We start from the raw sequence: 21,360 nt of genomic DNA, 5'->3' as shown, positions 1-21,360 counted from the left end.
CCGGTGGGCGGGCGACCGCGTCGGCCGCGGCGAGGAGGCGGCGTTCGCCGAGGGCGCGGACAACAACGCCGGTCGGTGGGCACGTCAACCTGCGACTGGTGGCGGGATCTCGCCCGAGCCGCGGCGGATGAGGTTGGTCGGGATCCAGAACTCGCGGGGTGGGCCGGTCATGCCGTCGATGCGTTCGAGGAGGGCCCGCGCGGCCGTGCGGCCCATCCGGGCCGGATCCTGGGCCACCACGGTGATGCCGGGGTCGAGCAGGTCGGCGGCGGGGAAGTCGTCGAAGCCGACCAGGGCGATGCGGCGATGCAGCCCGCGGAGTCGCAGGGCTCGGACGGCGTCGATGGTGAGGAGGTGGTGTGCGGTGAAGATGGCCGTCGGTGGCGTGGGGCCGTCGAGCAGAGCCAGAGCCGTGGCCTCCGCCCACCCGAGCGGCTCGACCGCGGGGACGCCGGCGTCGGTCAAGGCGGTGAGATAGCCGCGGTAGCGGTCCCGGACGGTTGCCACGCCGTCGTGGTCGCCCAGGAAGGCGATCCGGCGGTGACCTCGGGCGAGCATGTGACGGACGGCATCGTGGGCGCCTGCGGTGTTGGTGGCCAGGATGGTGTCGGCGGGCAGGCCGGGGCTGGGGCGGTCGACCAGGACCACCGGGATGTCGGTCAGTGATCGCAGGTGGCACTGGTCGGGGCCGCTGGGGGCGACGATCAGGCCGTCGGCGTGCCGCTGGGTGAACGCGGCGGTCAGTTCGCGTTCGCGGTGGGGATCCTCGTCGGTGCTGCCGGCCAGGACCTGGACGTCGCGCAGGCTGGCCTCGTCGGCGATGGCGCGGTGCAGTGCCGCCGAGAACGGGCCGGCCAAGTCCGCCAGGAGCACGCCGATGGTGCGGGTGCGGCGGTCGTTGCGGCGCAGCATGCTGGCGCCGAGGTGCGGGCGGTAGTGCAGGGATTCGACGGCGGCGTGGACCCGGGCGGCCAGGTCGGGCGCGACAGTGGGTTCGCCGTTCACCACCCGGGACACCGTTTTGAGGCTGACCCGGGCGGTCCGTGCGACGTCCTTCATGGTGGGCCGCGATCCGCCGGCCACGGTGGCTCACCTCCACGGTGATCACAGATGGCAATAAGTCTGAAACTCATTGTTGACACTCGATGCGCCTCGGCGTCTAGTGGAGACAACGTTGTCTCGCGTCAGGTGCTACGCACCCCGCTGATTGAGCGCGATTGCTAAATCGATTTGGAGGTAACATGCGCCATTACCGGACGCTGCGGTCCACGATGGCCGCATGCGCCGCCCTGACGCTGATCCCGGGGGTCGCCGCGTGCGGCGGCGACGGCGGAGGCGGCGGCGACCAGCCCGTGGTCGGTCTGATCACCAAGACCGACACCAACCCGTTCTTCGTCAAGATGAAAGAGGGCGCGCAGAAGGCGGCCACCGCCCAGGGCGTCAAGCTGCAGTCCTTCGCCGGCAAGCAGGACGGCGACAACGAGGCCCAGGTGCAGGCGATCGAGAACCTGATCTCGGCCGGCGCCAAGGGCTTCCTGATCACCCCGAGCGACTCGAAGGCGATCGTCCCGTCCATCGACAAGGCCAAACAGCAGGGCATGCTGGTCATCGCCCTGGACACGCCGACCGATCCGGCCAACGCCGTGGACGCCACCTTCGCCACCGACAACCGGCAGGCGGGCAAGCTGATCGGGCAGTGGGCGAAAGCCAAGTTCGCCAAGGACGGCAAGCAGGCCAAGATCGCCATGCTGGACCTCAACCCGAACGGCGTCTCCGTCGATGTGCAGCGCGACCAGGGCTTCCTGGAGGGCTTCGGCATCCCGGTGGGTGACAACAACCGGATCGGGGATGAGAACGACCCGCGGATCTCGGGGCACGACGTGACGGACGGCGCCGAGGACGGTGGGCGTACCGCGATGGAGAACCTGCTCCAGAAGGACCCGGCGATCAACCTGGTCTACACCATCAACGAGCCCGCCGCGGCCGGTGCCTACCAGGCGTTGAAGGCGGCCGGTAAGGACAAGACGGTCACCATCGTCTCGATCGACGGCGGCTGCCCGGGCGTGGACAACGTCAAGGCCGGCGTCATCGGCGCCACCTCGATGCAGTTCCCGCTCAAGATGGCCGAGGACGGCGTGGCCGCGGTGGCCGACTTCGCCAAGAACGGCACCAAGCCGCAGGCGTCCGCGGGCAAGGACTTCGTGGACACCGGCGCCACCCTGATCACCGACCAGCCGCAGACCGGAGTCGATGCCAAGGACTCGGCCTGGGGCAAGCAGAACTGCTGGGGCTGATCATGACGACGGCAGCAGTGAAAGAACCCGAGTTCGAGACCCGTCAGCACGACTCGCTCGGACTGCGGATCCAGCACATCCTGCACGGCAACCCGGTGCTCGGCCCGCTGGCCGTGCTCGTGGTGGCCATCATCGCCTTCTCGATCGTCAACACGCGCTTCTTCTCGGCGCCCAACTTGTCCCTGGTGCTGGCTCAGGTCACCGTGATCGCGGTGCTGGCCCTGGGGCAGACCCTGATCATCCTGACCGCGGGCATCGACCTGGCCACCGGCGCCATCGCGGTGTTCTCGTCGATTCTGATGGCCAACTTCTGCGTGAAGCTCGGCGTACCCGGAGTCGTGGCCTTGATCCTGGGGTTGATCTGCGGAACGGCGATGGGCGCGCTGAACGGTTTCCTGGTCACCCGGATCAAACTGCCGCCGTTCATCGTCACGCTGGGCACGCTGACCATCTTCTTCTCGCTCAACTCGGTGATCAGCGAGAGCGAGACGGTACGCGGCTCCGACATGCCGGCCATCATGTCGTGGACCGGCTCGACGATCCCGATCGGTGGCTTTCGGCTCACGTACGGCTCGATCATCATGTTGTTGCTCTTCGCGGTCTTCTACTACGCGTTGGGGCGCACGGCCTGGGGCAAGCACGTGTACGCCACCGGCGACGACATCGAGGCGGCCCGCCTGGCCGGCATCCGGACCAACCGCGTGCTGTTCTCGGTCTACACGGTGGCCGGCCTGCTCTACGCGGTCGGCGGCTGGATCCTGATCGGCCGCCTGGCCTCGGCCAGCCCGAACGTCGGCACCGAGTACAACCTCGACTCGATCACCGCCGTGGTGCTCGGCGGCACCAGCCTCTTCGGCGGCCGCGGCGGCGTGCTCGGCACCCTGATCGGCGCGCTCATCGTCGGCGTCTTCCGCAACGGCCTGCAGCTGGGCGGCGTCGAGGTGGTCTGGCAGGGATTCGCGATCGGCCTGCTGGTCCTGGTCGCCGTCTCGCTCGACCAGTGGATTCGGAAGGTCAAGTCATGACGACTCCGGTTCTTCAGGCCCGCGGGCTCACGAAACGTTATGGACGCGTGACGGCCATCGAGAGCGGAGATCTCGAGCTCTACCCGGGCGAGATCCTGGCCGTGATCGGTGACAACGGCGCCGGAAAGTCCAGCCTGATCAAGGCCCTGTCCGGTGCGCTGGTGCCGGACAGCGGGGAGATCTTCCTGGACGGGCAGCGGGTGGTGTTCCGCAACCCGATGGAGGCACGCGAGGCGGGCATCGAGACCGTCTACCAGACCCTGGCCGTGGCCCCCGGGCTGGACATCGCCGACAACCTGTTCCTCGGGCGGGAGCAGCGCAAACCCGGCGTGCTGGGCTCGGTCTTCCGGATGCTGGACCGGTCGGCGATGCGCTCCGAGGCCCGGCGGCACATGTCCGAGCTGGGCATCGGCACGCTGCAGAACATCGGCCAGGCCGTCGAGTCGCTCTCCGGCGGCCAGCGGCAGGCGGTGGCGGTGGCCCGGTCGGCCGCCTTCGGCAGCAAGGTGGTGATCCTGGACGAACCGACCGCCGCGCTGGGCGTCAAGGAGGGCAACCGGGTGCTCCAGCTGATCCGCGACGTCCGCGACCGTGGCCTCCCGGTCATCCTGATCAGCCACAACATGCCGCACGTGTTCGAGGTGGCCGACCGGATCCACATCCAGCGCCTGGGCCGCCGGGCCACGGTCATCACCCCGGAGTCGCATTCCATGTCCGAGGCCGTGGCCATCATGACCGGCGCCGCACCGCCGCCACCGCACGCCGGGCCCGGGTGATGCGTATTTGTGCTCAGAGCGCTCTGAGCACAAATACGCATCAGCGAGCGGTGGAAGTACTCTCGCGGCGTGTGGCCGGCTACGCATGTGCATCGATCCGCGGCCCGGTGGCCGTACGCCGAACTCGACCCGGCCGCGCTCAGAGCGGCCGGGTGGACGCCGACGCCGTTTCGTGAGGTCGTGCTCAAGGTCCACCAGCGCTGCAACCTGGCCTGCGACTACTGCTACGTGTACGAGCAGGCCGACCAGACCTGGCGCGACCGGCCGCGGATGATGTCCGAGCCGGTCCGCCGGGCCGCGGCCGAGGCCATCGGCCGGCACGCCGAGCGCCACCGGCTGGCCCGGGTCCGGGTGATCCTGCACGGTGGTGAGCCGCTGCTCTACGGCCCGCGACGGCTCGGCGAGCTGGCCGCCGAGTTGCGCGCCGCCGCCCCCGAGGGCGTCACGGTCGAGATCGGCATGCAGACCAATGGGGTACGCCTGACCGACGCGACGTTGGCCGTGCTGCGCGAACACGACATCAGCTGCGGCGTCAGCCTGGACGGCACCCAAGCCGACCACGACCGGCACCGCAAGCTCCGGGGCGGGGCGGGCAGCTTCCCGGCCGTACGCGATGGTCTGCGTCTGCTCCTACGGCCGGAGAACCGATCGCTCTACGCGGGGCTGTTGTGCACGATCGCGCCGGACACCGATCCGGTGGCGACGTACGAGCAACTGGCCGCCTTCGAACCGCCGGTGATCGACTTCCTGCTGCCGCACGCCAATCACCGGTCGCGACCGTGGTTGCCGGCCGGCGCCTCACCCACGGCGTACGGGGAATGGCTGGTCGCGGCGTTCGACCACTGGTACGCACAACTGGCGGCGCCGCGGGTGCGGATCTTCGAGGACGTGATGCGCCTGGTGCTGGGCGGCAGCGGCGGGGGCGAGCAGGTCGGTCTCAGCCCGTCGGCCACGCTGGTGATCGAGACCGACGGCGCGATCGAGCAGGTCGACGCGTTGAAGTCGGCGTACGAGGGTGCCGGCGCGACCGGCCTGGACGTGACCCGTGACGAGTTCGACGCGGCGTTCGACGATCCCGGTGTGGTGGCCCGCCAGATCGGCCCGCGGGCGTTGTCGGACGAGTGCCTGAGCTGCTCGGTGCACCGGGTGTGCGGCGGCGGCCACTATGCGCATCGCTATCGGCCGGGGGCTGGTTTCCGTCAGCCCTCGGTCTACTGCGCCGATCTCCGTCTGCTGATCGGCCACATCCGAACCAGGCTCGCGGCCGACCTGAAGGGGCTGGCCGCGCGGCCGTCCGCTGAGCCGGTTCGCTGAGCCGGTTCGCTGAGCCGGTTCGCTGAGCCGGTTCGCTGAGCCGGTCCACTGAGCCGGTCCACTGAGGCGGTCCACTGAGCTGCTGAGCGCGGCCCGGAGTGATGCGTATTTGTGCTCAGAGCGCTCTGAGCACAAATACGCATCGCCCGGGTTGGGGTGGTGCCGACTACACGCTTGTGTAGTAGCCTGCACACGTGAGTAGTAAAAACGGGGACCTCACGGCACGAGCCCGGATCCGGGACGCCGCGATCGAGTTGTTCGCCGAGCGCGGGGTCGCGGCCGCCACCGTCCGCGACATCGCCGACCGGGCCGGCGTGTCGTCCGGCCTGCTCCGGCACCACTTCGGTTCCAAGGACGGGCTGCGCGAGGCGTGCGACGAGTACGCCATGGGCAAGATGACCGAGCTCCGCGAACGCCTGCTCGGACCGGACGCGATGATGGATCCGGCCATCCTCGCCGCGGTGCACCCGACCGCGATGCGGCTCCAGTCGTACCTCGTGCGCTCCATGATGGAGGGCGACTCGACGGCGCTGTTCGACGCCGCGATGGAGTCGGGGCGGCTCTGGTTGAGCCGCGCCGGCTTCCACCCCTCCGACCCCGAGGCCTATCTGGCGGTGCTGATCGCCATGAAGATCAGCATGTTCCTGATGCGCGATCAGATCTCACATGTGCTCGGCGAGGACACGACGACGCCGGCCGGGCACCGGCGCATGCTGCGCGCGTCGGTCGAGATCTTCAGCCGGCCGCTGCTCACCGTCGAGCAGGGCGAGCAGGCACTCAAGGCACTGGATTCCCTCATTCCTGAACAGGACTAGCGAGGAGTAGCCATGACCGAGGCCATCGATGCCGAGGGGCTCATCAAGAGGTTCGGGCGCGCGTCCGCTCTGAACGGGCTGGATCTGCGGGTGCGGACCGGGGAGGTGCACGGCTTCCTGGGCCCGAACGGCGCCGGGAAGACCACCACCATCCGGATCCTGCTCGGGTTGATGCGGCCCGACGGTGGCACGGCGACCCTGCTCGGCGGCGACCCGTGGCGGGATGCCACGGCGTTGCACCGGCGGCTCGCGTACGTGCCCGGCGACGTCACGCTCTGGCCCACGCTCAGCGGCGGCGAGGTGATCGATCTGCTCGGGCGGCTGCGCGGCGGCGTCGACACCAAGCGCCGCGACGCCCTGCTCGACCGCTTCGAGCTCGACCCGCGCAAGAAGGGCCGGGCCTACTCCAAGGGCAACCGGCAAAAGGTCGCCCTGGTCGCCGCCCTCTCGTCCGATGTGGAGCTGCTGATCCTGGACGAGCCCACCTCCGGCCTCGACCCGCTCATGGAAGAGGTCTTCCGCGAGGTGATCCGCGAGGAGAAACAGCGCGGCGACCGTACGGTGTTGCTCTCCAGCCACATCCTGTCCGAGGTCGAGGCGCTCTGCGACCGGGTCACGATCATCCGTGAGGGCCGGGCGGTCGAGACCGGGACGCTCGACGAGATGCGCCACCTCACCCGCACCTCGATCAGGGCCGAGCTCGCCGGCTCGCCCAACGGCCTGGCCACGCTGGCCGGCGTGCACAACCTCAGCGTCGACGGTGACCGGGTCGCCTTCGAGGTGGACACCGGCGCGCTCGACCAAGCCCTGCGGGCCCTGGTCCAGGTCGGCGTACGCAACCTGGTCAGCCAGCCGCCGACGCTGGAGGAACTGTTCCTGCGGCAGTACCAGGCGGGGGCGTGACATGACCGGCACGGGGAAACTCATCCGGCTCATCCTGCGCCGGGACCGCTTCATCATGCCGCTCTGGGTACTAGTGCTGGGCATCCTGCCGGCGGCCTACGTGACCACCATCGAGGGCCTGTTCAGCACCGACGCCGAGCGGCTGGACTACGCGCGGATCAGCCGGACCAACGCCGGGTTCGTCGCCCTCTACGGCCAGTTGCACGGCGACACGGTGGCCGAGCTGGCCATCTGGCGGGCCGGGTTCCTGCCGGTCATGCTCGGCGTGTTCGTGGTGCTGACCGTCGTCCGGCACACCCGGGCCGACGAGGAGGCCGGGCGGGTCGACCTGGTCGGCGCCGGCGTCATCGGGCGGCGGGCGCCACTGGCCGCGGCCCTGATCACCACCATGGGGGCCGCTCTGGTGCTGGGCCTGATCGTGGCGCTCGGCCTGATCGGACGGGACCTGCCGGTCGCCGGGTCGATCTGGTCCGGGGTCGCGATGGCCGCCGCGGGCTGGGCGTTCGCCGGGGTCGCGGCGGTGGCCGCGCAGCTCACCGGGGGTGCGCGCGGGGCGCGGTCGATCGGGGTGCTGGCCGTCGGGCTGGCCTACGTGCTGCGGCTCGGCGGCGACCTGTCGGCGATGAGTGACGGGCCGCTGTCCTGGCTGTCGTGGGTGTCGCCGATCGGGTGGGTGCAGCACATCTATCCGTACGGCGAGGCCGACTGGTGGCCGGCCGTCCTCGCGGTGCTGTTCGCGGCGGCCACCACTGTCACCGGGGTGGTGCTGCTCGGGCACCGGGACGTGGGGGCGGGGCTGTTCCCTTCTCGCCCTGGGCCGGCCACGGCGGCGCGCTCCCTGCGTACTCCTCTGGCCCTGGCCTGGCGCCTGCACCGCGGCCTGCTGATCGGTTGGGCCTCCGCCTTCGCCGCGCTGGGCCTGGTCTTCGGCGCGGTCGGGCAGAGTGTGGCCGACATCGGCCGGGGCACCGCGATGGCCGACATCTTCGCGCGCATGGGCGGCAGCGACGTGATCGTGAACAGCTACCTCGCGTCGATCGCGGGCATGGTCGGCATCATCAGCGCGTGCTACGCCGTGCAGGCCACGCTGCGGATGCGCGACGAGGAGACGGCCGGGCACGCCGAGATGGTGCTGACCGCGTCGGTGAGCCGGTGGCGCTGGGCCGGCGGCCACCTGCTCTTCGCGCTGCTCGGACCGGCCGTGCTGTTGCTGGTCGAGGGGCTGGTGTCGGGGCTGGCGTACACCGCGATCGTCGGTGACAACGTGGTCGGCGACGCGCTGACCGGGGCGCTGGCCCAGCTGCCGGCGGTGTGGGTGCTGGCCGGCGTGTCGGTGTTGCTTTTCGGCCTCCTGCCGCGGCTGTCCGGGCTGGCCTGGGGCGCGCTCTCGGTCTGCCTGCTGATTCTGGTGGTCGGCAGCGCCCTGCGGCTCGACCAGTGGCTGCTCGACGTCAGCCCGTTCACGCACGTCCCGCACCTGCCCGGCAGCGACATCACCTGGACACCGCTGGTGGTTCTGGCCGTGGTGACCGGGCTTCTGGTGGCGGCGGGGGCGTCGGCGTTGCGCCGGCGGGCCATCCCGGCCTGACCGCTCAGCCCAATGCCGCGGCTTTGCCCAGGAGCACCGATCGCTCCTGGGCATTGCCGCAGAGGCGTGCGGCGAGCTCGAGTTCGGCGCGGGCTTCGGCGGTGCGGCCCAGCCGGGTGAGCAGTTCTCCGCGTACGGTCGGCAGCAGATGCGAACCGGCCAGCCGGTCGGTGGCGACCAGCTCGTCCACGATGGACAGCGCCGCCTCGGCCGAGCCGGCCAGGGCCACGGCGACGGCCCGGTTCAGGTCCACGACCGGCGACGGTGCGACCCGGCCGAGCGCCTCGTAGAGCAGCACGATCCGCTCCCAGTCGGTCTCGGCCACCGAGGGCGCCCGGGCGTGGGCGGCGGCGATCGCGGCCTGGAGCCCGTACGCACCGAGGCCGTTGCGCGAAGCCCGCTTCAGCGCCGCGAGCCCGCGCCGGATGGCCGACCGGTCCCACAGCGCGCGGTTCTGGTCCTCCAGCAGCACCGGTTCGCCGTCCGGCCCGGTCCGCGCCGGGAACCGGGCGGCGGTCAGCTCGCACAGCGCCAGCAGGCCGGACACCTCGGGCTCGTCCGGCTGCAGCGCGACCAGCATCCGGGTCAGCCGGATCGCCTCGTAGGCCAGGTCCGGCCGGAGCAGGTCGTCGCCTCTGGTGGCGGTCGAGCCCTCGGTGAAGATCACGTAGAGGACGCTGAGCACGCCGCCCAGCCGCTCCCGGCGCTCGCCGGCCGGCGGCAGCTCGAACGGCACACCGGCGGCGGCGATCGTCTTCTTGGCCCGGGTGATCCGCGCCTGCACGGTCGGCACCGGCACCAGGAACGCGCGCGCGATCTCCTCGGTGCCCAGGCCGCCGACCGCCCGCAGGGTGAGCGCCACCCGGGCCTCCGGAGAGAGCACCGGGTGGCACGACACGAACATCAGCGCCAGCACGTCGTCGTCGATCCGGTCCGGGTCCCACGGCAGCTCGTAGGACTCCTCGCCGGCCAGCAGCGCGTACTTCCGCTCGCGGAGCGACCGGCGGCGGAAGGCGTCCACCGCCCGGCGCCGCGCGGTGGCGAGCAGCCAGCCGGCCGGATTGGCCGGTTCGCCGTCGCGGGCCCAGCTCACCAGGGCCTCGGCCAGCGCCTCCTGGGCGACGTCCTCGGCCAGGGCGAAGTCGCCGGTGAACCGGGCCAGCGAGCCGACGATCCGGGCCGACTCCATCCGCCAGACGGCCTCCAGCGTCGCCGGACTCACAGCTGGCCGGTGCGCTCGCGCCAGGCCCGCTCCTTGGCCACCCACTCGCTGTCCTGCGGGAACTCGTCGATCGAGGGCACCCGGCGGATCTCCAGCTTGCTGCCGTTCATCAGCGGCATCCGCTTGCCCCACTCGACCGCCTCCGCCATCGAGGGGACGTCGAGCAGGTAGAAGCCGCCGAACAGTTCCTTGGTCTCGCCGTACGGGCCGTCGGTGACCACCGGCTTCTCGCCGGTGAAGTCGATGACCACGCCCTTGGCCGCCTCGTCCAGCCCCTCGGCGGCGAGCAGCACGCCGGCGTTCTTCAGCTCCTCGTTGTAGCGCCCCATGGTGGTCAGCATCTCGTCGAACGACACCTTGCTCATCGCCTCGACCGACTCGTCGGTGGCCCGCATGATCAGCATGTACTTCGCCATGATGGTTCCTCTCGTCGTCCCGACCTTCTCACTCCCCGGTCGTACGGGACCCGCGCCGGATCGACAATCGCGTTGAGCAACTTAGGTTGACTATTTCGCGCTTAGTCAACTACGGTTGCTTACATGTCCGATGACGTCCTGCCCCGGGACCCCGCCGACGCCCTGGCCGCCGTGGTCGCCCTGCGCCGTCTGGCCGACCAGATCGAGGACGCCGCCGTCGAACAGGCGATGCGGGCCGGGTGGGGCTGGCCACGGGTCGCCGAGGCGCTCGGCGTGACCCGGCAGGCGGTCCACAAGAAGCACTTCCGGCGGCTGGTCGCCGCCGGCGTCACGTTGCGGAGGCGATGATGAACTTCAAGACCTGGTTCGCCGGGGTGATGGATCGGGCCGTCGACGAGGCCCGGCACGACCGGTCGGCCACCGTCGAGGCACAACACCTGCTGCTGGCCGTCCTGCCCTTCCCCGACCTCCCTCTCCCGGGCCTCGACCACGACGCCTTCCGGGCCGCCCTCGACCGCGAGTTCGAGCACAGCCTCAGCACCGTCGGTGTCTCGGCGACCGCCTTCGACGTGGCCTCGGCCAGCCCCGACCCCGACCGGAAGCTCCACCCCGGCGCCTCGGTGCAACTCGCCCTCGACCGGGCCATGCGCGCCGCCGGCCGTTCCGCGCCGCGGCCCGGCCACCTGCTGATCGGCATCCTCTCGGCCGAGGCCGGCACCGTGCCGCGGGCGCTCGACCAGGCCGGCGTCGACCGGGCGGCCCTGCTGGCCCAGGTCCGGGAGTCACTCTCATGACCGCCGCCATCGAGGTAGAGAACCTGCGCATGCGCTACGGGCCGACCGACGTCCTGCACGACGTCACCTTCATGGGCCGGCCGGGTGAGGTGCTGGCGCTGCTCGGCCCCAACGGCGCGGGCAAGAGCACGACGATCGAAATTCTCGAGGGATTCCGTACGCGGTCCGCGGGCCACGCCGCGGTCCTCGGCACCGACCCGGCCCGTGGCGACGAACGCTGGCGCGCCCGTCTCGGCGTCGTGCTGCAATCGTGGCGCGACCACGGCAAGTGGCGGGTCGGTGAACTGCTGGGCTGCCTCGGCGGCTACTACACCGGGTACGCGACCCCGATGACCGCCGGCGAGGTGCTCACCGCCGTCGGGCTCACCGACCAGGCCCGGCAACTCGTGCGCACCCTGTCCGGTGGTCAACGGCGCCGCCTCGACCTGGCCATCGGCATCATCGGCCGGCCCGACGTGCTGTTCCTCGACGAGCCCACCGCCGGCCTCGACCCGTCGGCCCGCCGCGAGTTCCACGACCTGCTCGGCCGGCTCGCCCGCGACACCGGCACGACGATCCTGCTCACCACCCACGACCTGGCCGAGGCGGAACGGCTGGCCGGCCGCATCGTCGTCCTCATCGGCGGCCGGATCGTCGCCGACGGCACCGTCGCGTCCCTGACCGGCCGCGACGAGGTGCGCTGGACCGTCGCCGGCGAACACTTCAGCCGCTTCACCGACGGTTCCACCCGCTTGGTCCACAACCTGTTCCGGGAGTACGGCGACGACCTCGCCGACCTCGAAGTCCGCCGAGCGTCCCTCGAGGACGCCTACCTGGCCCTGGTGAGGCAGTCATGAACCCGCGCCCCGGCCTCCGGCAGGGCCTGATCGAACTGCGTCAGGCCTTCACCGGCACCGAGCTCATCGGCAACCTGTTCTGGCCGGTCGCCACGCTCGTGGCCGTCGTGCTGCTGCGCGACCGCGGCACCCTGATCCTGCCCGGCACGCTGGGCATGTTCGTCGCCTTCGGCACGCTGCTCATGGTTCAGAACCTGGCCGCCGACCGCGAGGACGGCACCCTGCTCAGGGCCAAGGCGATTCCCGACGGGATACGGGGATATCTGATCGGAAAACTGGTGACGGTCTCCGCCACCGTGCTGGCCTACCTGACGATCCTGCTCGCCCCCGGTCTGATCCTCTTCTCCGGGCTGACCGTCCAATGGCCCACCCTGATCTGGGTCGTGGCGCTGGGGCTGATCGCCACCCAGACGATCGGTGCGGTCCTCGGCTCGCTGATCAGCAGCTCACGCGGTGCCGGCGTGCTGTCGTTGCCGGTCCTGGCCCTGGTCGCCACCTCCGGCATCTTCGTGCCGATCACCGCCCTGCCCACGTGGGTGGCCACCGCGGCGAAGGTGTTCCCGGTCTACTGGCTGGGCGAAGGGATGCGCGGCGCGACCTTGGCCGGGGGTACGTGGCAGCTGTCCACCGCCGCCCTGATCCTCGGCGCGTGGTCGCTGGCCGGGCTGGTCGCCGCTCCGGTCCTGCTGCGGCGCATGTCCCGCCTCGAGTCCGGTTCCCGGGTCGCCGCCCGTCGCGCCCGCCTCCTGCGGAGCGTCGGCTGACCCGTGGGTGCGGGCGTCATGCGGAATCCAGACCCAGCCCCTGGCTACCACTGTGGTTTGGGGTGGTAGGTCCGGGCGTTATGTGGGACCCGGACACCGCTCGTGGCTACCACTGTGAATTTGGGCGGTATCCGCGGGCTGGGCTACCACTTTGGGGTGGGCTTGCGCGCACGATGCCGGAAGGGCTCGGGCCATCTCTGATGGGCCCCAGCCCGGTGCCCGCGGGAGCATACGGTCTGTACCCGCACGGACGCGGGTATATCAAGCCCTTGAACTTGAGCTGGGTGAACATCGGCGGACGAGAAATTCGGGCAGTCGATGAACCCGCTCCGGGTGGGCCTCGTCGTGTAGGCGGGAAAAGTCGTAGGCCCCGACGGCAAGGTGAGTTAACGGATGTCCTGGATCAGACGATCAGCGGCTCGTGTCGTCCTCGGCGCGGCGGCGGCGATAGTGATGGCCGGCCTCTCCACGCCGGCCTGGGCCGCGAAAGCCGATCAAGAGTACGTGAAGTACTACACGGTGACCTCGAAGTATCAGGGGAAACCGGAGAACCTGACCGAGATCTCCGCCCGGTTGCTGGGTGACGGCAAGCGGTCCACCGAATTGTTCAACCTCAACACCGGGCGCAAGCAGCCGGACGGCGGACTGCTGACCGACCCGGCCAGCCTCCGGCCCGGCTGGATGCTGGTGCTGCCCTGGGACGCGAACGGCTCGACCGTGCAGTACGGCGTCCTGCCGACCAAGTCGCCGCGCAGTGCCCAGCCCAAGCCGGCGCCGGAGGCCGGGCGGACCGAAAGCTCCACCACGCCGAGCGGGACCGGCAACTCGGCCGCGACCAAGCCGAGCAAGGGCAAGAAGGCCAAGAGCGGCCAGGCCCCCAAGCCGAAGCCGGGGCAGTGCGCGACCACCTCGGCCTCCAGCACCCGGTCGGACTGGGCCGCCCTGCGGCTCGCGGCCGATCAGGCCTGGCCCCAGAGCCGCGGCAAAGGGCAGCTGGTGGCCATCGTCGACTCCGGCGTGGACGGCAGCCTGCCTCAGCTCGCGGGACACGTCGCGGTCGGTACCGACATCGTCGGCGGCAGCGGGCGAGGCGACACCGACTGCCTGGGCAGCGGCACGGCGATGGCGGGGCTGATCGTGGCCCAGGCCAACCAGGGCAGCGGGGTCGCCGGGATGGCGCCGGACGCGACGGTCATGCCGGTACGCGTCACCGCCAAGGACGGCAAGGCACGGGCCTCGGACAGCGCCGCCGGCATCGGCTCGGCCGTCTCCGAAGGCGCCACGGTCATCGCGCTCGGGGCGTATGTCGACCTCACCGACCCGGAAGTGGCGAAGGCGGCCAACCAGGCGATCGAGAAGGGCGTCGTGGTCGTGGCCGGTGCGGCGCTCTCGTCCGTGCCGGTGAACACCAAGGCCGACGTGAGCGCGGGAGTGCTCCGGGTCGGCGGGATCGGTGTCGACGGTCAGGCCGCGGCCGACTACCGCAGCGGCGGCGTGCACGTCGTGGCGCCGGGTGTGAACGTGAGCAGCGTGGGCATCACGGGTACGGGCGCGATCGCGGTCAGTGGCACCAGCTACGCGGTCGGCTTCGTGGCCGGTGAGGCGGCGCTGATCCGGTCGGCCTACCCGGACCTGTCGGCCGACCAGGTGGCCCACCGCATCCAGGTCACGTCGGACAAGGTGCGGGACGTCCAGCCGGACGGCCGGTACGGCTGGGGCCTGATCAACCCGGCCGTCTCGGTGACCAAGGTGCTGCCGGAAGAGGCCGCCGCCGAAACCGGTGAGCGCAAGTCGATGCGCCTGGGCGAGCCGGCCAAGGGACGATCGACGCTGCTCATCATCATCGCGCTGGTGGCCACCGCGGCCGCCGTGCTGCTGGTCCTGCGGATCCGCAAGATGCTGCTGGACAACGAGGAGGACGACAACGCCGAGGCCGAGCCGGCGCTGGGGGACCGCCAGGGTCCGCCGCCTCCGCCGCCCGCCCCGCCGACGCAGCACATTCCGCCGGCGCCGCCCGCCCCGCCGACGCAGCACATCCCGCCGGCGCCGCCCGGAGCGGTGCTGCTTCCGCCGGCCGCGCCGACCACCACGCTCACGCCGGTCGAACCGGGGATTCCGGCCGCACCGGCCGTTCCGCCGGCGCCCACCGAGGCGGCACGTCCGCTGGTGAGCCCGATGTCCGCGACCACCGTGGTGCAGGATTCGGCGGCCGGCTCGGCCGAGAAGAAGCCGCGGAAGACCGAGACAGCGGTGACCGACGTTCTCTGACCGCCGGTACGACGGCAGCCGCACACCTTCCGGTGTGCGGCTGCTCCGTTCTAGGCGGCCGAGGAGCTCCGGCGCCCCTGCGAGAAGTGACCCAGTTCGATGGCCATCCGAGTGAGGTCGGCCTTGTTGTTCACGTTGAGCTTGGCGCGGATCCGCTTCGCGTACGTGTTGACGGTGGCCTGCGACAGGCCCATCCGGGTGGCGATCTGCGAATGCGTGTAACCCGACGCGATGAACCGCAGGGTCTCGATCTCTCGTGGCGCCAGCCCGCTCTGCTCCTCGGCGCCCGCGTTGGCCAGCTCGACCTGGAACTTGCCGACCATCCGGGGGCAGAGGTAGAAGCCACCCTGGGTAGTCACGCGCATCGCCTCGCGCACGTCACGCTGCTCGGCCAGCCGGCTCACGCAACCGCGGGCGCCCGCCCGGACCGTCGCCAGCAGCGACGGCGAGCCGTCCCAGACCGAACTGACCAGGGTCGGCCCGGCCGCGGCGGCCTTCGCCACCGTGTCGAGGGCCGCCGACGTCATCTGCGGCAGGTCGAGAACGACCATGTCGTACCGGCCGCCGTGGTCCTGCAGCTCCTCGACCGACTCGACGGCGGCGACAACGTGCATCCCGCTCTCGTCGGACGCCAGCTTCTCCATGCCTGCGCGGGAGATCGGGTGCTCCACCACGATCGCAACTTGGTACACGGCTCCTCCATGCGGTCGCCCGCGCCTGCGGGAATCCGCTAACCAGACGGTCCAGGGGGTACCCCGGTTCATGAATCGAGGAGGGGATTCGAGGTCGTCTCCGAAGAGGGGCTTGTGGCCGTTCCGGAGGTGGTCCAGAGGTGTCCGTTCGGCCCCTATGGGCAGACATGGTGGCCTTACCGTCCACAGGCTCCGGAAAACCGCATCACCGACATGACAACGTTGAAAGGTTGTTCCAGCATGACTGCCGTGGGGAAACCTGTTTCTTCCGTCCCGCGGTTCACCGACGACGAGAACACCGACGCGCTCCGGCACCTGCAGCAGGTGCACGCCCCTGTTCTGCTCAGCTTCGTCACGCGATTGACCAACGGCGACGTCCAGCGGGCCGAGGACATCGTGCAGGAGACCATGCTGCGGGCCTGGAACAATCCGGACGCCCGCAACGACGACGGCCGCTGGAGCCGGGCCTGGCTGTTCACCGTGGCCAAGCGCATCGTCATCGACCAGATCCGCGCCGCCGACGCCCGGCCGAACGAGGTCTCCCTCGAGCACATCGAGTCGTACGCCCGGCAGGAGGACGCCGTCGACCGTATGCTCGACGCCCAGGAGGTGCGGGCCGCGCTGGCCGCCCTCCCGGAGCGACTCCGCAGCGCGGTCGTCGAGATCTACTTCCGGGAACGACCGGTCGCCGAGGTGGCCGAACTGCTCGATGTTCCACAAGGGACGGTCAAGTCGCGGACCTACTATGCGCTCCGTGCCCTGCGTGAGGCACTGGTGAAACGAGGCTTCGACTTCCGGCCGGGACAGCACAGTGGATCTGGCACTCGGAACGGTGAACCGCCGGTCTAGTTCCTCCGTTGTCTGGGTCGCCACGAGCGTACGAGCCACGACCCGACGTACCCAGGATCTGATATTGGTTGCAGACCACGCCGACCACGTCGACGAGTTGCTCGGCGCCCATTTCGCGGGCGCGCTCGATCCCGTGGAAAGCGACGCCGTGCACCGTCACCTCGAAATCTGCGCGGGCTGCCGGGACAGCGCGGACGAAGTGATCGAGGTCCTCGCCGCGCTCGCGCTGATCGAGTGACCCCGGCCGGCCCCGCTGCCCCGGCCCGGCCCGTCAGGCAGCGGGCGGCGTGCCGTTCGGTTTGATGTACGCCTGCTTGTCCGCGTACACGTACGTCTGCGCGGCCGTGTTGATGTAGCTGGTGTAGTCGCCGGCCAGCTTCACCGAGTCGGCGATGGCCAGCAGCATGTTGTCCAGCACGGCCTTCATCTTGGGTGTCTGCTTGACCAGTTCGGCGTTGGCCTCGACCTTCTCGTCGTGGTACGACGGACCCGAGCCGCCCGCGGACGAGCCGGCGGTCTGCACCGACTCGGTACCGAGGTCACCCGAGTGCTCCTGCTGGAAGATCCAGTCCACCTTGCCCGCCGTCGACGTCTTCAGCGAGGTGTAGCTCTTGAGGGCCGTGTCGGCCTTCGGCAGCAGAGCGTTCTGGGCATCGTCGAGAGTGCCGATGTCGACCGAGAAGTCGGCCACCACCGGCGTGTCACCGCCGCCGCCCTCGGCGCCGTTGTCGGAACCGAGGTCGCCCGTCGCCGGCAGCGGCCACTTCTCCGGCACCCAGGTCAGATCGGGCGGGGTGACATCCGTCGGCGTCGAGGTGTCGCCGTTTTCGGAACTCGGGAAAGTATCGTGCCACGACAGGGGATTGCCGGCATCGCCGTCGTTCTTCCAGTAGTTCTCGGCCTTGTCGGTGTCGCCGGTATGGTTCCAGACCTTGTCGTCGAGATTGTCCTCGGCCATGGCCGAAACTCCTTTCCTCAGTCGCCCACGCCCACCCGCACCGGCACGTCGACCGGCAGGAGGGCGCTCAGCTGTTCCTTCGTCGGGTTGTCGACCTCGGCGATGCGGAACGCGTGCCGTTCCGTCATCTCCTGGAAGACCTGCCGCGCGAACCGGCCGTTGCCGGACCGGTTGGCGCCCTCGCTGGACTCGAAGTACTCGGCCAGCGCGGACACCGTGTCCTCGGGCAGGGTGTACTCGTGCTCGCCGGCTTGATGGCTGACGATCTCGACCAGTTCGGCCGGCAGATAGTCCACGAACGTCAGCGTCCGGTTGAACCGCGACGACAGGCCCGGGTTGGCCGCGATGAACCGGCCCATCGACCCCGGATACCCGGCGACGATCACGACGACCTGATCGCGGTGGTCCTCCATCAGCTTGACCAGCGTCGAGATGGCCTCCTGCCCGAAGTCGTTGGACTGCCCCTCGGGCACCAGCGCGTACGCCTCGTCGATGAAGAGCACGCCGCCCATCGCCTTCTTGAACGCCGCCTGCGTCTTCGGGGCGGTGTGCCCGACATACTCGCCGACCAGCTGACCCCGGTCCACCTCGACCAGATGGCCCCGGGAGAGCATGCCGAGCGCGTTGAGGATCTGACCGTAGAGGCGTGCCACGGTGGTCTTGCCGGTGCCCGGGTTGCCGGCGAACACCAGATGCCGGGACAACGGCGGCGGGGACAACCCCATCTCCTGCCGTCGCTTCACCATCTGCATCAGCTTGACCAGGGTGCTCACATCGTTCTTGACCCCGGCCAGGCCGACCAGGTCGTCCAGCCGGTGCAGCAGCGCCCCGATGTCCAAGGCTTCAGTGACACCCTCGGTCTTCTGGCCGTCCGGGGCGGCCGGCCCCGCGCCGCCCCCGCCGGCGACCGCGCGCACGGCCGGCGCGTTCGACGCCGGCATGCTCGAGTTGCGTACGTTGCTGACCGTGCAGTCGGCAAAGGTGGGCTCGGCGCCGTCGGCCAGATTCAGGTCACGCTCCGAGCTGTCCACGTGCGCACGGCGGATCCGCGGCGTCGCGCCCTTCCCGATGTACAGGGCCGGGAACTCGGCGGCGGAGATGTACAGGTCGTCGAGGAAACCGCGGGAGTCGGCGTTGAGGTAGACGCCGTTCTTGCCCGGGCGTTCGATGCGCAGCGTACGCACGATCGGCCGCGCGCCCGTCCAGGCCACCAGCCCGCTGCCACCCACGTCCAGGACCGTGCTGTCCTCGATCGTGGCCGCGCTGTCCCGGTCGAGGAAGATGCCGGCGCCCTCGCTGTCGGAGAACCGGCTGTCCCGTACCGTCGGCCCGGCCTCCGACGCCACCTCCATGCCCGCCTGCGAGGTCTTCGTCACCGCGCAGTCCACGAACAGCGGGCGGTGCGACGTCTCGACCCGGATGCCGACGGCCACACTCTCGATCGCCACATGGGCGACAGTGGCGTCACCGTCCTCCTCGACCTGGATGCCGTTCATCTCGGCCCGCTCGATCCGGCCCCCCGACATCCGCAGCATCGCCCGCCCGGTCACCCGGACGCCGTGCTGTGGCGTACCCGTCACCGTGCACCGGTCGAGCTCGGCCGACGCGTTCCCGGCCATGTGCACCGCGCTGTAGGTCGACGCCTTGAGCGTGCACTCGCGAACGACCGCGGCCGAGTCACCGTCCAGGAACAGCGCGTTCGCGCCCGACCGGCCGACCGCACAGGCCGCCACGTCGAGCCGGGCCGTCCCACGGGCGACCAGCCCCGTACTGCCGCTGCCGGTCACCTCGCAGTCCGACATCGTCAGCCGGGCCCCCGAATCGGCATAGCCGCCGCTGCGGGCCACCGCATCGAACTTGGAGGTACGCACGGTCAGCCGCGCCGCGCCGTAGGCGGAAACGCCGTGCGCGCCGCTGCGGGCGATCGCCGTGTCGGTCACCTCGGCCACACAACGGTCGGCGTCACTGTCCGATCGGGCGTCCGCGGCGGCACTGCCATCACCCTCGTACGGCTGCCCGACCAGCCGTACCGCGTCCCCCGTGGTGTCGTTGAACCGGCCCTCCCGGATCCACATCCGGACCTGCTCCTGGGCGTGCACCCCGACCCCGCCGGTGTGCGCCACAGTGCACTTCTCCAGCTCGGCGGTCACCTGCTCGGCCAGCACCACGCCGCTGCCGGTCGGGCGGACGATCGTGGTCCCGTGCATCGTCACCCGGGCCGACTGGCCGGCCACGACCCCGTCACCGTCGATCTCCTCGACCGTGCAGTTGAACAGGTTCAGCTGGGCGTTGCCGTGGACGCGGACACCCATGCCGCTCGTCGCGTGGACCCGGGTCCCGTGCAGGGTCGGCTTGGCCCAGCCCTCGGCCTCGAACCAGCCGGCCGAGATGTCGCAGTTCACCATGGCCAGCTCGCCGGCGCTGGTGTGTACGGCGGCCGAACCCGGCGTGGCGCGCAACGTCAACCCGTGCACCACCGCCTGAGCGGCCCGGCTGACCAGCGCCGGGCCACCGGGCGAGACGACCTCGACCGTGCCGTGCTCGCTGTCGGCGATGATGCTGACGTCCCGGTCGATCAGGACGCTCTCGTGGTAGACGCCCGGCCCCACACTGATCACCTCACCGGCGGAGGCCGCCCGTAAGGCCGCGGTGATGGTGCGATGACTGCCCCATCCCTTGCTCGCGACCCGCTGCGTGGCGCGCCCCTTGACCTGCGGGGGTCGCGGCGGAGTGGTGGCAACCATATATACCTAACGGCCGGCGCGGGCCCCCGGTTCACGGACGCGCGGGATCGACGATGTCGTCTAATTCGGCCACTGATGGATGTCCGTACCTCTCTGGCAATCTGTGGAAGCGCCGTGTCCGCATGGCCGCGTGTGGCTCGCTTGAGGGGTGTAGAAATCGATGGCGGATCATCAGGTGAACCAGGCGGACGGATCGGTCATGCACTATGACGCGGCCGGCCAGGCCATTCGTCAGGTGGCACCGGACGGTCAGGTCACCACGTTCGACTACCGTGCGGCCGGCCAGTACGTGGCCACCACCGGCGACCACCACACGCTCTTCAGTTCCGACGGCGTGCAGATCAAGCAGTGGGCCGGCCTCGACGAGTCCAGCGCGGCGTTCTACCACCGCTTGTCCGACGGCGACTACAGCCTGACCGACCCCACCGGCGCCGTCACCGAGTACACCGCCGACGGCGAGCTCATCCGCCAGACGGTCGACGGCCACGTCACCACCTTCGAACATCGCCCCGGCGGCCAGTACGTCGCCACCACCGGCGACCAGCATGTGCTCTACGGCGCGGACGGCGTTCAGCTCAAACTGTGGACCGGAGCCGACGAAGCCCAGGCGGCGACCTTCCACCAGTCACCCGACGGCGGCTACACGCTGACCGACCCGAGCGGCGCGGTCACCGAATACAACGCCGACGGCGAGGCGGTGCGGCCGCACACCGCCGGCCCACAACCGGACGCCGCTGAGCACAGCCGCCCGGGCGGCGGCCGCACCGTGACCGATTCGAACGGTGACGTGACGGAGTTTTCGTCGGATGGTCATTTGGTTCGGCAGGTGGCGGATGGGCAGGTTACGACTTTTCAGTATCGCGGCGACGATTATGTCGCGACGACTGGTGATCAGCATGTTTTGTACGGGTCCGATGGCGTTGAGATCAAGCAGTGGACGGGTGCGGATGAGTCGCAGGCGGCGGCTTATCACAAGCTGGCGGGCGGTCGTTACAGCCTGACTGATCCGAACGGTGACGTGACGGAGTTTTCGTCGGATGGTCATTTGGTTCGGCAGGTGGCGGATGGGCAGGTTACGACTTTTCAGTATCGCGGCGACGAT

Annotated in this window: 21 protein-coding genes; 15 read left to right on the top strand and 6 right to left on the bottom strand. The window is 70.2% G+C overall.

The window, feature by feature from the left end:
- Positions 1-84: 84 nt before the first annotated feature.
- Positions 85-1,083 (bottom strand): LacI family DNA-binding transcriptional regulator, encoded by a 999-nt coding sequence (locus ACGFIO_RS14650; protein ID WP_392826455.1) that lies wholly within the window; start codon positions 1,081-1,083, stop codon positions 85-87.
- A gap of 158 nt (positions 1,084-1,241) precedes the next feature.
- Here ACGFIO_RS14650 and ACGFIO_RS14645 point away from each other — a divergent pair, with 158 nt between their 5' ends.
- The 7 genes from ACGFIO_RS14645 (at position 1,242) to ACGFIO_RS14615 (ending at position 8,715) form a co-directional block, all read left to right on the top strand.
- Entirely contained in the window at positions 1,242-2,294 is a 1,053-nt protein-coding gene (locus ACGFIO_RS14645) for a sugar ABC transporter substrate-binding protein (protein ID WP_392826454.1), read from the top strand.
- Positions 2,295-2,296: 2 nt separating this feature from the next.
- Positions 2,297-3,319 (top strand): ABC transporter permease, encoded by a 1,023-nt coding sequence (locus ACGFIO_RS14640; RefSeq protein ID WP_392826452.1) that lies wholly within the window; start codon positions 2,297-2,299, stop codon positions 3,317-3,319.
- On the top strand, positions 3,316-4,095 hold the full coding sequence (locus tag ACGFIO_RS14635) for an ATP-binding cassette domain-containing protein (RefSeq protein ID WP_392826450.1): 780 nt from the start codon (positions 3,316-3,318) through the stop codon (positions 4,093-4,095). The genes ACGFIO_RS14640 and ACGFIO_RS14635 overlap by 4 nt, the downstream gene beginning before the upstream one ends.
- A 69-nt stretch (positions 4,096-4,164) precedes the next feature.
- Positions 4,165-5,409: an FxsB family cyclophane-forming radical SAM/SPASM peptide maturase gene (locus ACGFIO_RS14630; RefSeq protein WP_392826448.1), complete on the top strand. Its 1,245-nt coding sequence runs from the start codon at positions 4,165-4,167 to the stop codon at positions 5,407-5,409.
- A 194-nt stretch (positions 5,410-5,603) separates the two neighbouring features.
- A complete protein-coding gene (locus tag ACGFIO_RS14625) occupies positions 5,604-6,224 on the top strand; it encodes a helix-turn-helix domain-containing protein (protein ID WP_392826446.1) in 621 nt (206 codons plus the stop codon).
- Between the two features lie 12 nt (positions 6,225-6,236).
- A complete protein-coding gene (locus tag ACGFIO_RS14620) occupies positions 6,237-7,127 on the top strand; it encodes an ATP-binding cassette domain-containing protein (RefSeq protein ID WP_392826445.1) in 891 nt (296 codons plus the stop codon).
- A gap of 1 nt (position 7,128) precedes the next feature.
- Positions 7,129-8,715: an ABC transporter permease gene (locus tag ACGFIO_RS14615; protein ID WP_392826443.1), complete on the top strand. Its 1,587-nt coding sequence runs from the start codon at positions 7,129-7,131 to the stop codon at positions 8,713-8,715.
- Positions 8,716-8,719: 4 nt separating this feature from the next.
- On the opposite strand, the gene ACGFIO_RS14610 is transcribed toward ACGFIO_RS14615, so the two are convergent.
- Both ACGFIO_RS14610 and ACGFIO_RS14605 read right to left on the bottom strand, forming a co-directional pair.
- Entirely contained in the window at positions 8,720-9,904 is a 1,185-nt protein-coding gene (locus ACGFIO_RS14610) for an RNA polymerase sigma factor (protein ID WP_392827067.1), read from the bottom strand.
- A 29-nt stretch (positions 9,905-9,933) separates the two neighbouring features.
- Complete coding sequence (locus ACGFIO_RS14605; protein WP_392826442.1) at positions 9,934-10,353, bottom strand: YciI family protein; 420 nt, start codon at positions 10,351-10,353, stop codon at positions 9,934-9,936.
- Positions 10,354-10,476: 123 nt separating this feature from the next.
- Here ACGFIO_RS14605 and ACGFIO_RS14600 point away from each other — a divergent pair, with 123 nt between their 5' ends.
- The 5 genes from ACGFIO_RS14600 (at position 10,477) to ACGFIO_RS14580 (ending at position 15,015) form a co-directional block, all read left to right on the top strand.
- Entirely contained in the window at positions 10,477-10,701 is a 225-nt protein-coding gene (locus ACGFIO_RS14600) for a hypothetical protein (protein WP_392826440.1), read from the top strand.
- Positions 10,701-11,147, top strand: a complete 447-nt coding sequence (locus ACGFIO_RS14595) for a Clp protease N-terminal domain-containing protein (protein WP_392826439.1) — start codon at positions 10,701-10,703, stop codon at positions 11,145-11,147. Before ACGFIO_RS14600 ends, ACGFIO_RS14595 begins: the two co-directional genes overlap by 1 nt.
- Positions 11,144-11,983: an ABC transporter ATP-binding protein gene (locus ACGFIO_RS14590; protein WP_392826438.1), complete on the top strand. Its 840-nt coding sequence runs from the start codon at positions 11,144-11,146 to the stop codon at positions 11,981-11,983. Before ACGFIO_RS14595 ends, ACGFIO_RS14590 begins: the two co-directional genes overlap by 4 nt.
- Complete coding sequence (locus tag ACGFIO_RS14585) at positions 11,980-12,747, top strand: ABC transporter permease (RefSeq protein ID WP_392826437.1); 768 nt, start codon at positions 11,980-11,982, stop codon at positions 12,745-12,747. The genes ACGFIO_RS14590 and ACGFIO_RS14585 overlap by 4 nt, the downstream gene beginning before the upstream one ends.
- A 393-nt stretch (positions 12,748-13,140) precedes the next feature.
- Positions 13,141-15,015 carry a S8 family serine peptidase gene (locus ACGFIO_RS14580; RefSeq protein ID WP_392826435.1) on the top strand — a complete coding sequence of 625 codons (1,875 nt, stop codon included), beginning with the start codon at positions 13,141-13,143 and terminating at the stop codon, positions 15,013-15,015.
- Between the two features lie 50 nt (positions 15,016-15,065).
- Here ACGFIO_RS14580 and ACGFIO_RS14575 read toward each other — a convergent pair whose 3' ends face one another.
- Complete coding sequence (locus ACGFIO_RS14575) at positions 15,066-15,707, bottom strand: response regulator transcription factor (RefSeq protein WP_392826434.1); 642 nt, start codon at positions 15,705-15,707, stop codon at positions 15,066-15,068.
- 240 nt (positions 15,708-15,947) lie between these two features.
- On the opposite strand from ACGFIO_RS14575, the gene ACGFIO_RS14570 reads away from it, so the two are divergent.
- Together ACGFIO_RS14570 and ACGFIO_RS14565 are read left to right on the top strand one after the other, a co-directional pair.
- Positions 15,948-16,556: a sigma-70 family RNA polymerase sigma factor gene (locus tag ACGFIO_RS14570; RefSeq protein ID WP_392826433.1), complete on the top strand. Its 609-nt coding sequence runs from the start codon at positions 15,948-15,950 to the stop codon at positions 16,554-16,556.
- A 64-nt stretch (positions 16,557-16,620) separates the two neighbouring features.
- Positions 16,621-16,794 (top strand): zf-HC2 domain-containing protein, encoded by a 174-nt coding sequence (locus tag ACGFIO_RS14565; RefSeq protein ID WP_392826431.1) that lies wholly within the window; start codon positions 16,621-16,623, stop codon positions 16,792-16,794.
- A gap of 33 nt (positions 16,795-16,827) precedes the next feature.
- Here the strand turns inward: ACGFIO_RS14565 and ACGFIO_RS14560 are convergent, their stop codons facing one another.
- Both ACGFIO_RS14560 and ACGFIO_RS14555 read right to left on the bottom strand, forming a co-directional pair.
- Positions 16,828-17,514 carry a hypothetical protein gene (locus ACGFIO_RS14560; protein WP_392826430.1) on the bottom strand — a complete coding sequence of 229 codons (687 nt, stop codon included), beginning with the start codon at positions 17,512-17,514 and terminating at the stop codon, positions 16,828-16,830.
- 17 nt (positions 17,515-17,531) lie between these two features.
- Complete coding sequence (locus ACGFIO_RS14555; protein WP_392826429.1) at positions 17,532-20,258, bottom strand: right-handed parallel beta-helix repeat-containing protein; 2,727 nt, start codon at positions 20,256-20,258, stop codon at positions 17,532-17,534.
- A 160-nt stretch (positions 20,259-20,418) separates the two neighbouring features.
- Between ACGFIO_RS14555 and ACGFIO_RS14550 the strand changes: the two genes are divergently transcribed.
- A partial coding sequence (locus ACGFIO_RS14550; protein WP_392826427.1) for a hypothetical protein occupies positions 20,419-21,360 on the top strand: 942 nt, incomplete at its 3' end.

The organism is Actinoplanes sp. NPDC049265 (assembly GCF_043197135.1).
Lineage (GTDB): Bacteria > Actinomycetota > Actinomycetes > Mycobacteriales > Micromonosporaceae > Actinoplanes.
The sequence above is the reverse complement of the archived record's forward strand: the minus strand, read 5'-3'. Positions and strand labels throughout refer to the sequence as shown.

What these genes read in the sequence shown, in the direction of transcription:
- ACGFIO_RS14580 (WP_392826435.1), top strand. Translation starts at nt 13,141, where the DNA reads ATGTCCTGGATCAGACGATCAGCGGCTCGTGTCGTCCTCGGCGCGGCG.
- ACGFIO_RS14605 (WP_392826442.1), bottom strand. Translation starts at nt 10,353, where the DNA reads ATGGCGAAGTACATGCTGATCATGCGGGCCACCGACGAGTCGGTCGAG.
- ACGFIO_RS14555 (WP_392826429.1), bottom strand. Translation starts at nt 20,258, where the DNA reads ATGGTTGCCACCACTCCGCCGCGACCCCCGCAGGTCAAGGGGCGCGCC.
- ACGFIO_RS14595 (WP_392826439.1), top strand. Translation starts at nt 10,701, where the DNA reads ATGAACTTCAAGACCTGGTTCGCCGGGGTGATGGATCGGGCCGTCGAC.
- ACGFIO_RS14590 (WP_392826438.1), top strand. Translation starts at nt 11,144, where the DNA reads ATGACCGCCGCCATCGAGGTAGAGAACCTGCGCATGCGCTACGGGCCG.
- ACGFIO_RS14645 (WP_392826454.1), top strand. Translation starts at nt 1,242, where the DNA reads ATGCGCCATTACCGGACGCTGCGGTCCACGATGGCCGCATGCGCCGCC.
- ACGFIO_RS14585 (WP_392826437.1), top strand. Translation starts at nt 11,980, where the DNA reads ATGAACCCGCGCCCCGGCCTCCGGCAGGGCCTGATCGAACTGCGTCAG.
- ACGFIO_RS14600 (WP_392826440.1), top strand. Translation starts at nt 10,477, where the DNA reads ATGTCCGATGACGTCCTGCCCCGGGACCCCGCCGACGCCCTGGCCGCC.
- ACGFIO_RS14570 (WP_392826433.1), top strand. Translation starts at nt 15,948, where the DNA reads ATGACTGCCGTGGGGAAACCTGTTTCTTCCGTCCCGCGGTTCACCGAC.
- ACGFIO_RS14615 (WP_392826443.1), top strand. Translation starts at nt 7,129, where the DNA reads ATGACCGGCACGGGGAAACTCATCCGGCTCATCCTGCGCCGGGACCGC.
- ACGFIO_RS14560 (WP_392826430.1), bottom strand. Translation starts at nt 17,514, where the DNA reads ATGGCCGAGGACAATCTCGACGACAAGGTCTGGAACCATACCGGCGAC.
- ACGFIO_RS14640 (WP_392826452.1), top strand. Translation starts at nt 2,297, where the DNA reads ATGACGACGGCAGCAGTGAAAGAACCCGAGTTCGAGACCCGTCAGCAC.
- ACGFIO_RS14635 (WP_392826450.1), top strand. Translation starts at nt 3,316, where the DNA reads ATGACGACTCCGGTTCTTCAGGCCCGCGGGCTCACGAAACGTTATGGA.
- ACGFIO_RS14610 (WP_392827067.1), bottom strand. Translation starts at nt 9,904, where the DNA reads ATGGAGTCGGCCCGGATCGTCGGCTCGCTGGCCCGGTTCACCGGCGAC.
- ACGFIO_RS14620 (WP_392826445.1), top strand. Translation starts at nt 6,237, where the DNA reads ATGACCGAGGCCATCGATGCCGAGGGGCTCATCAAGAGGTTCGGGCGC.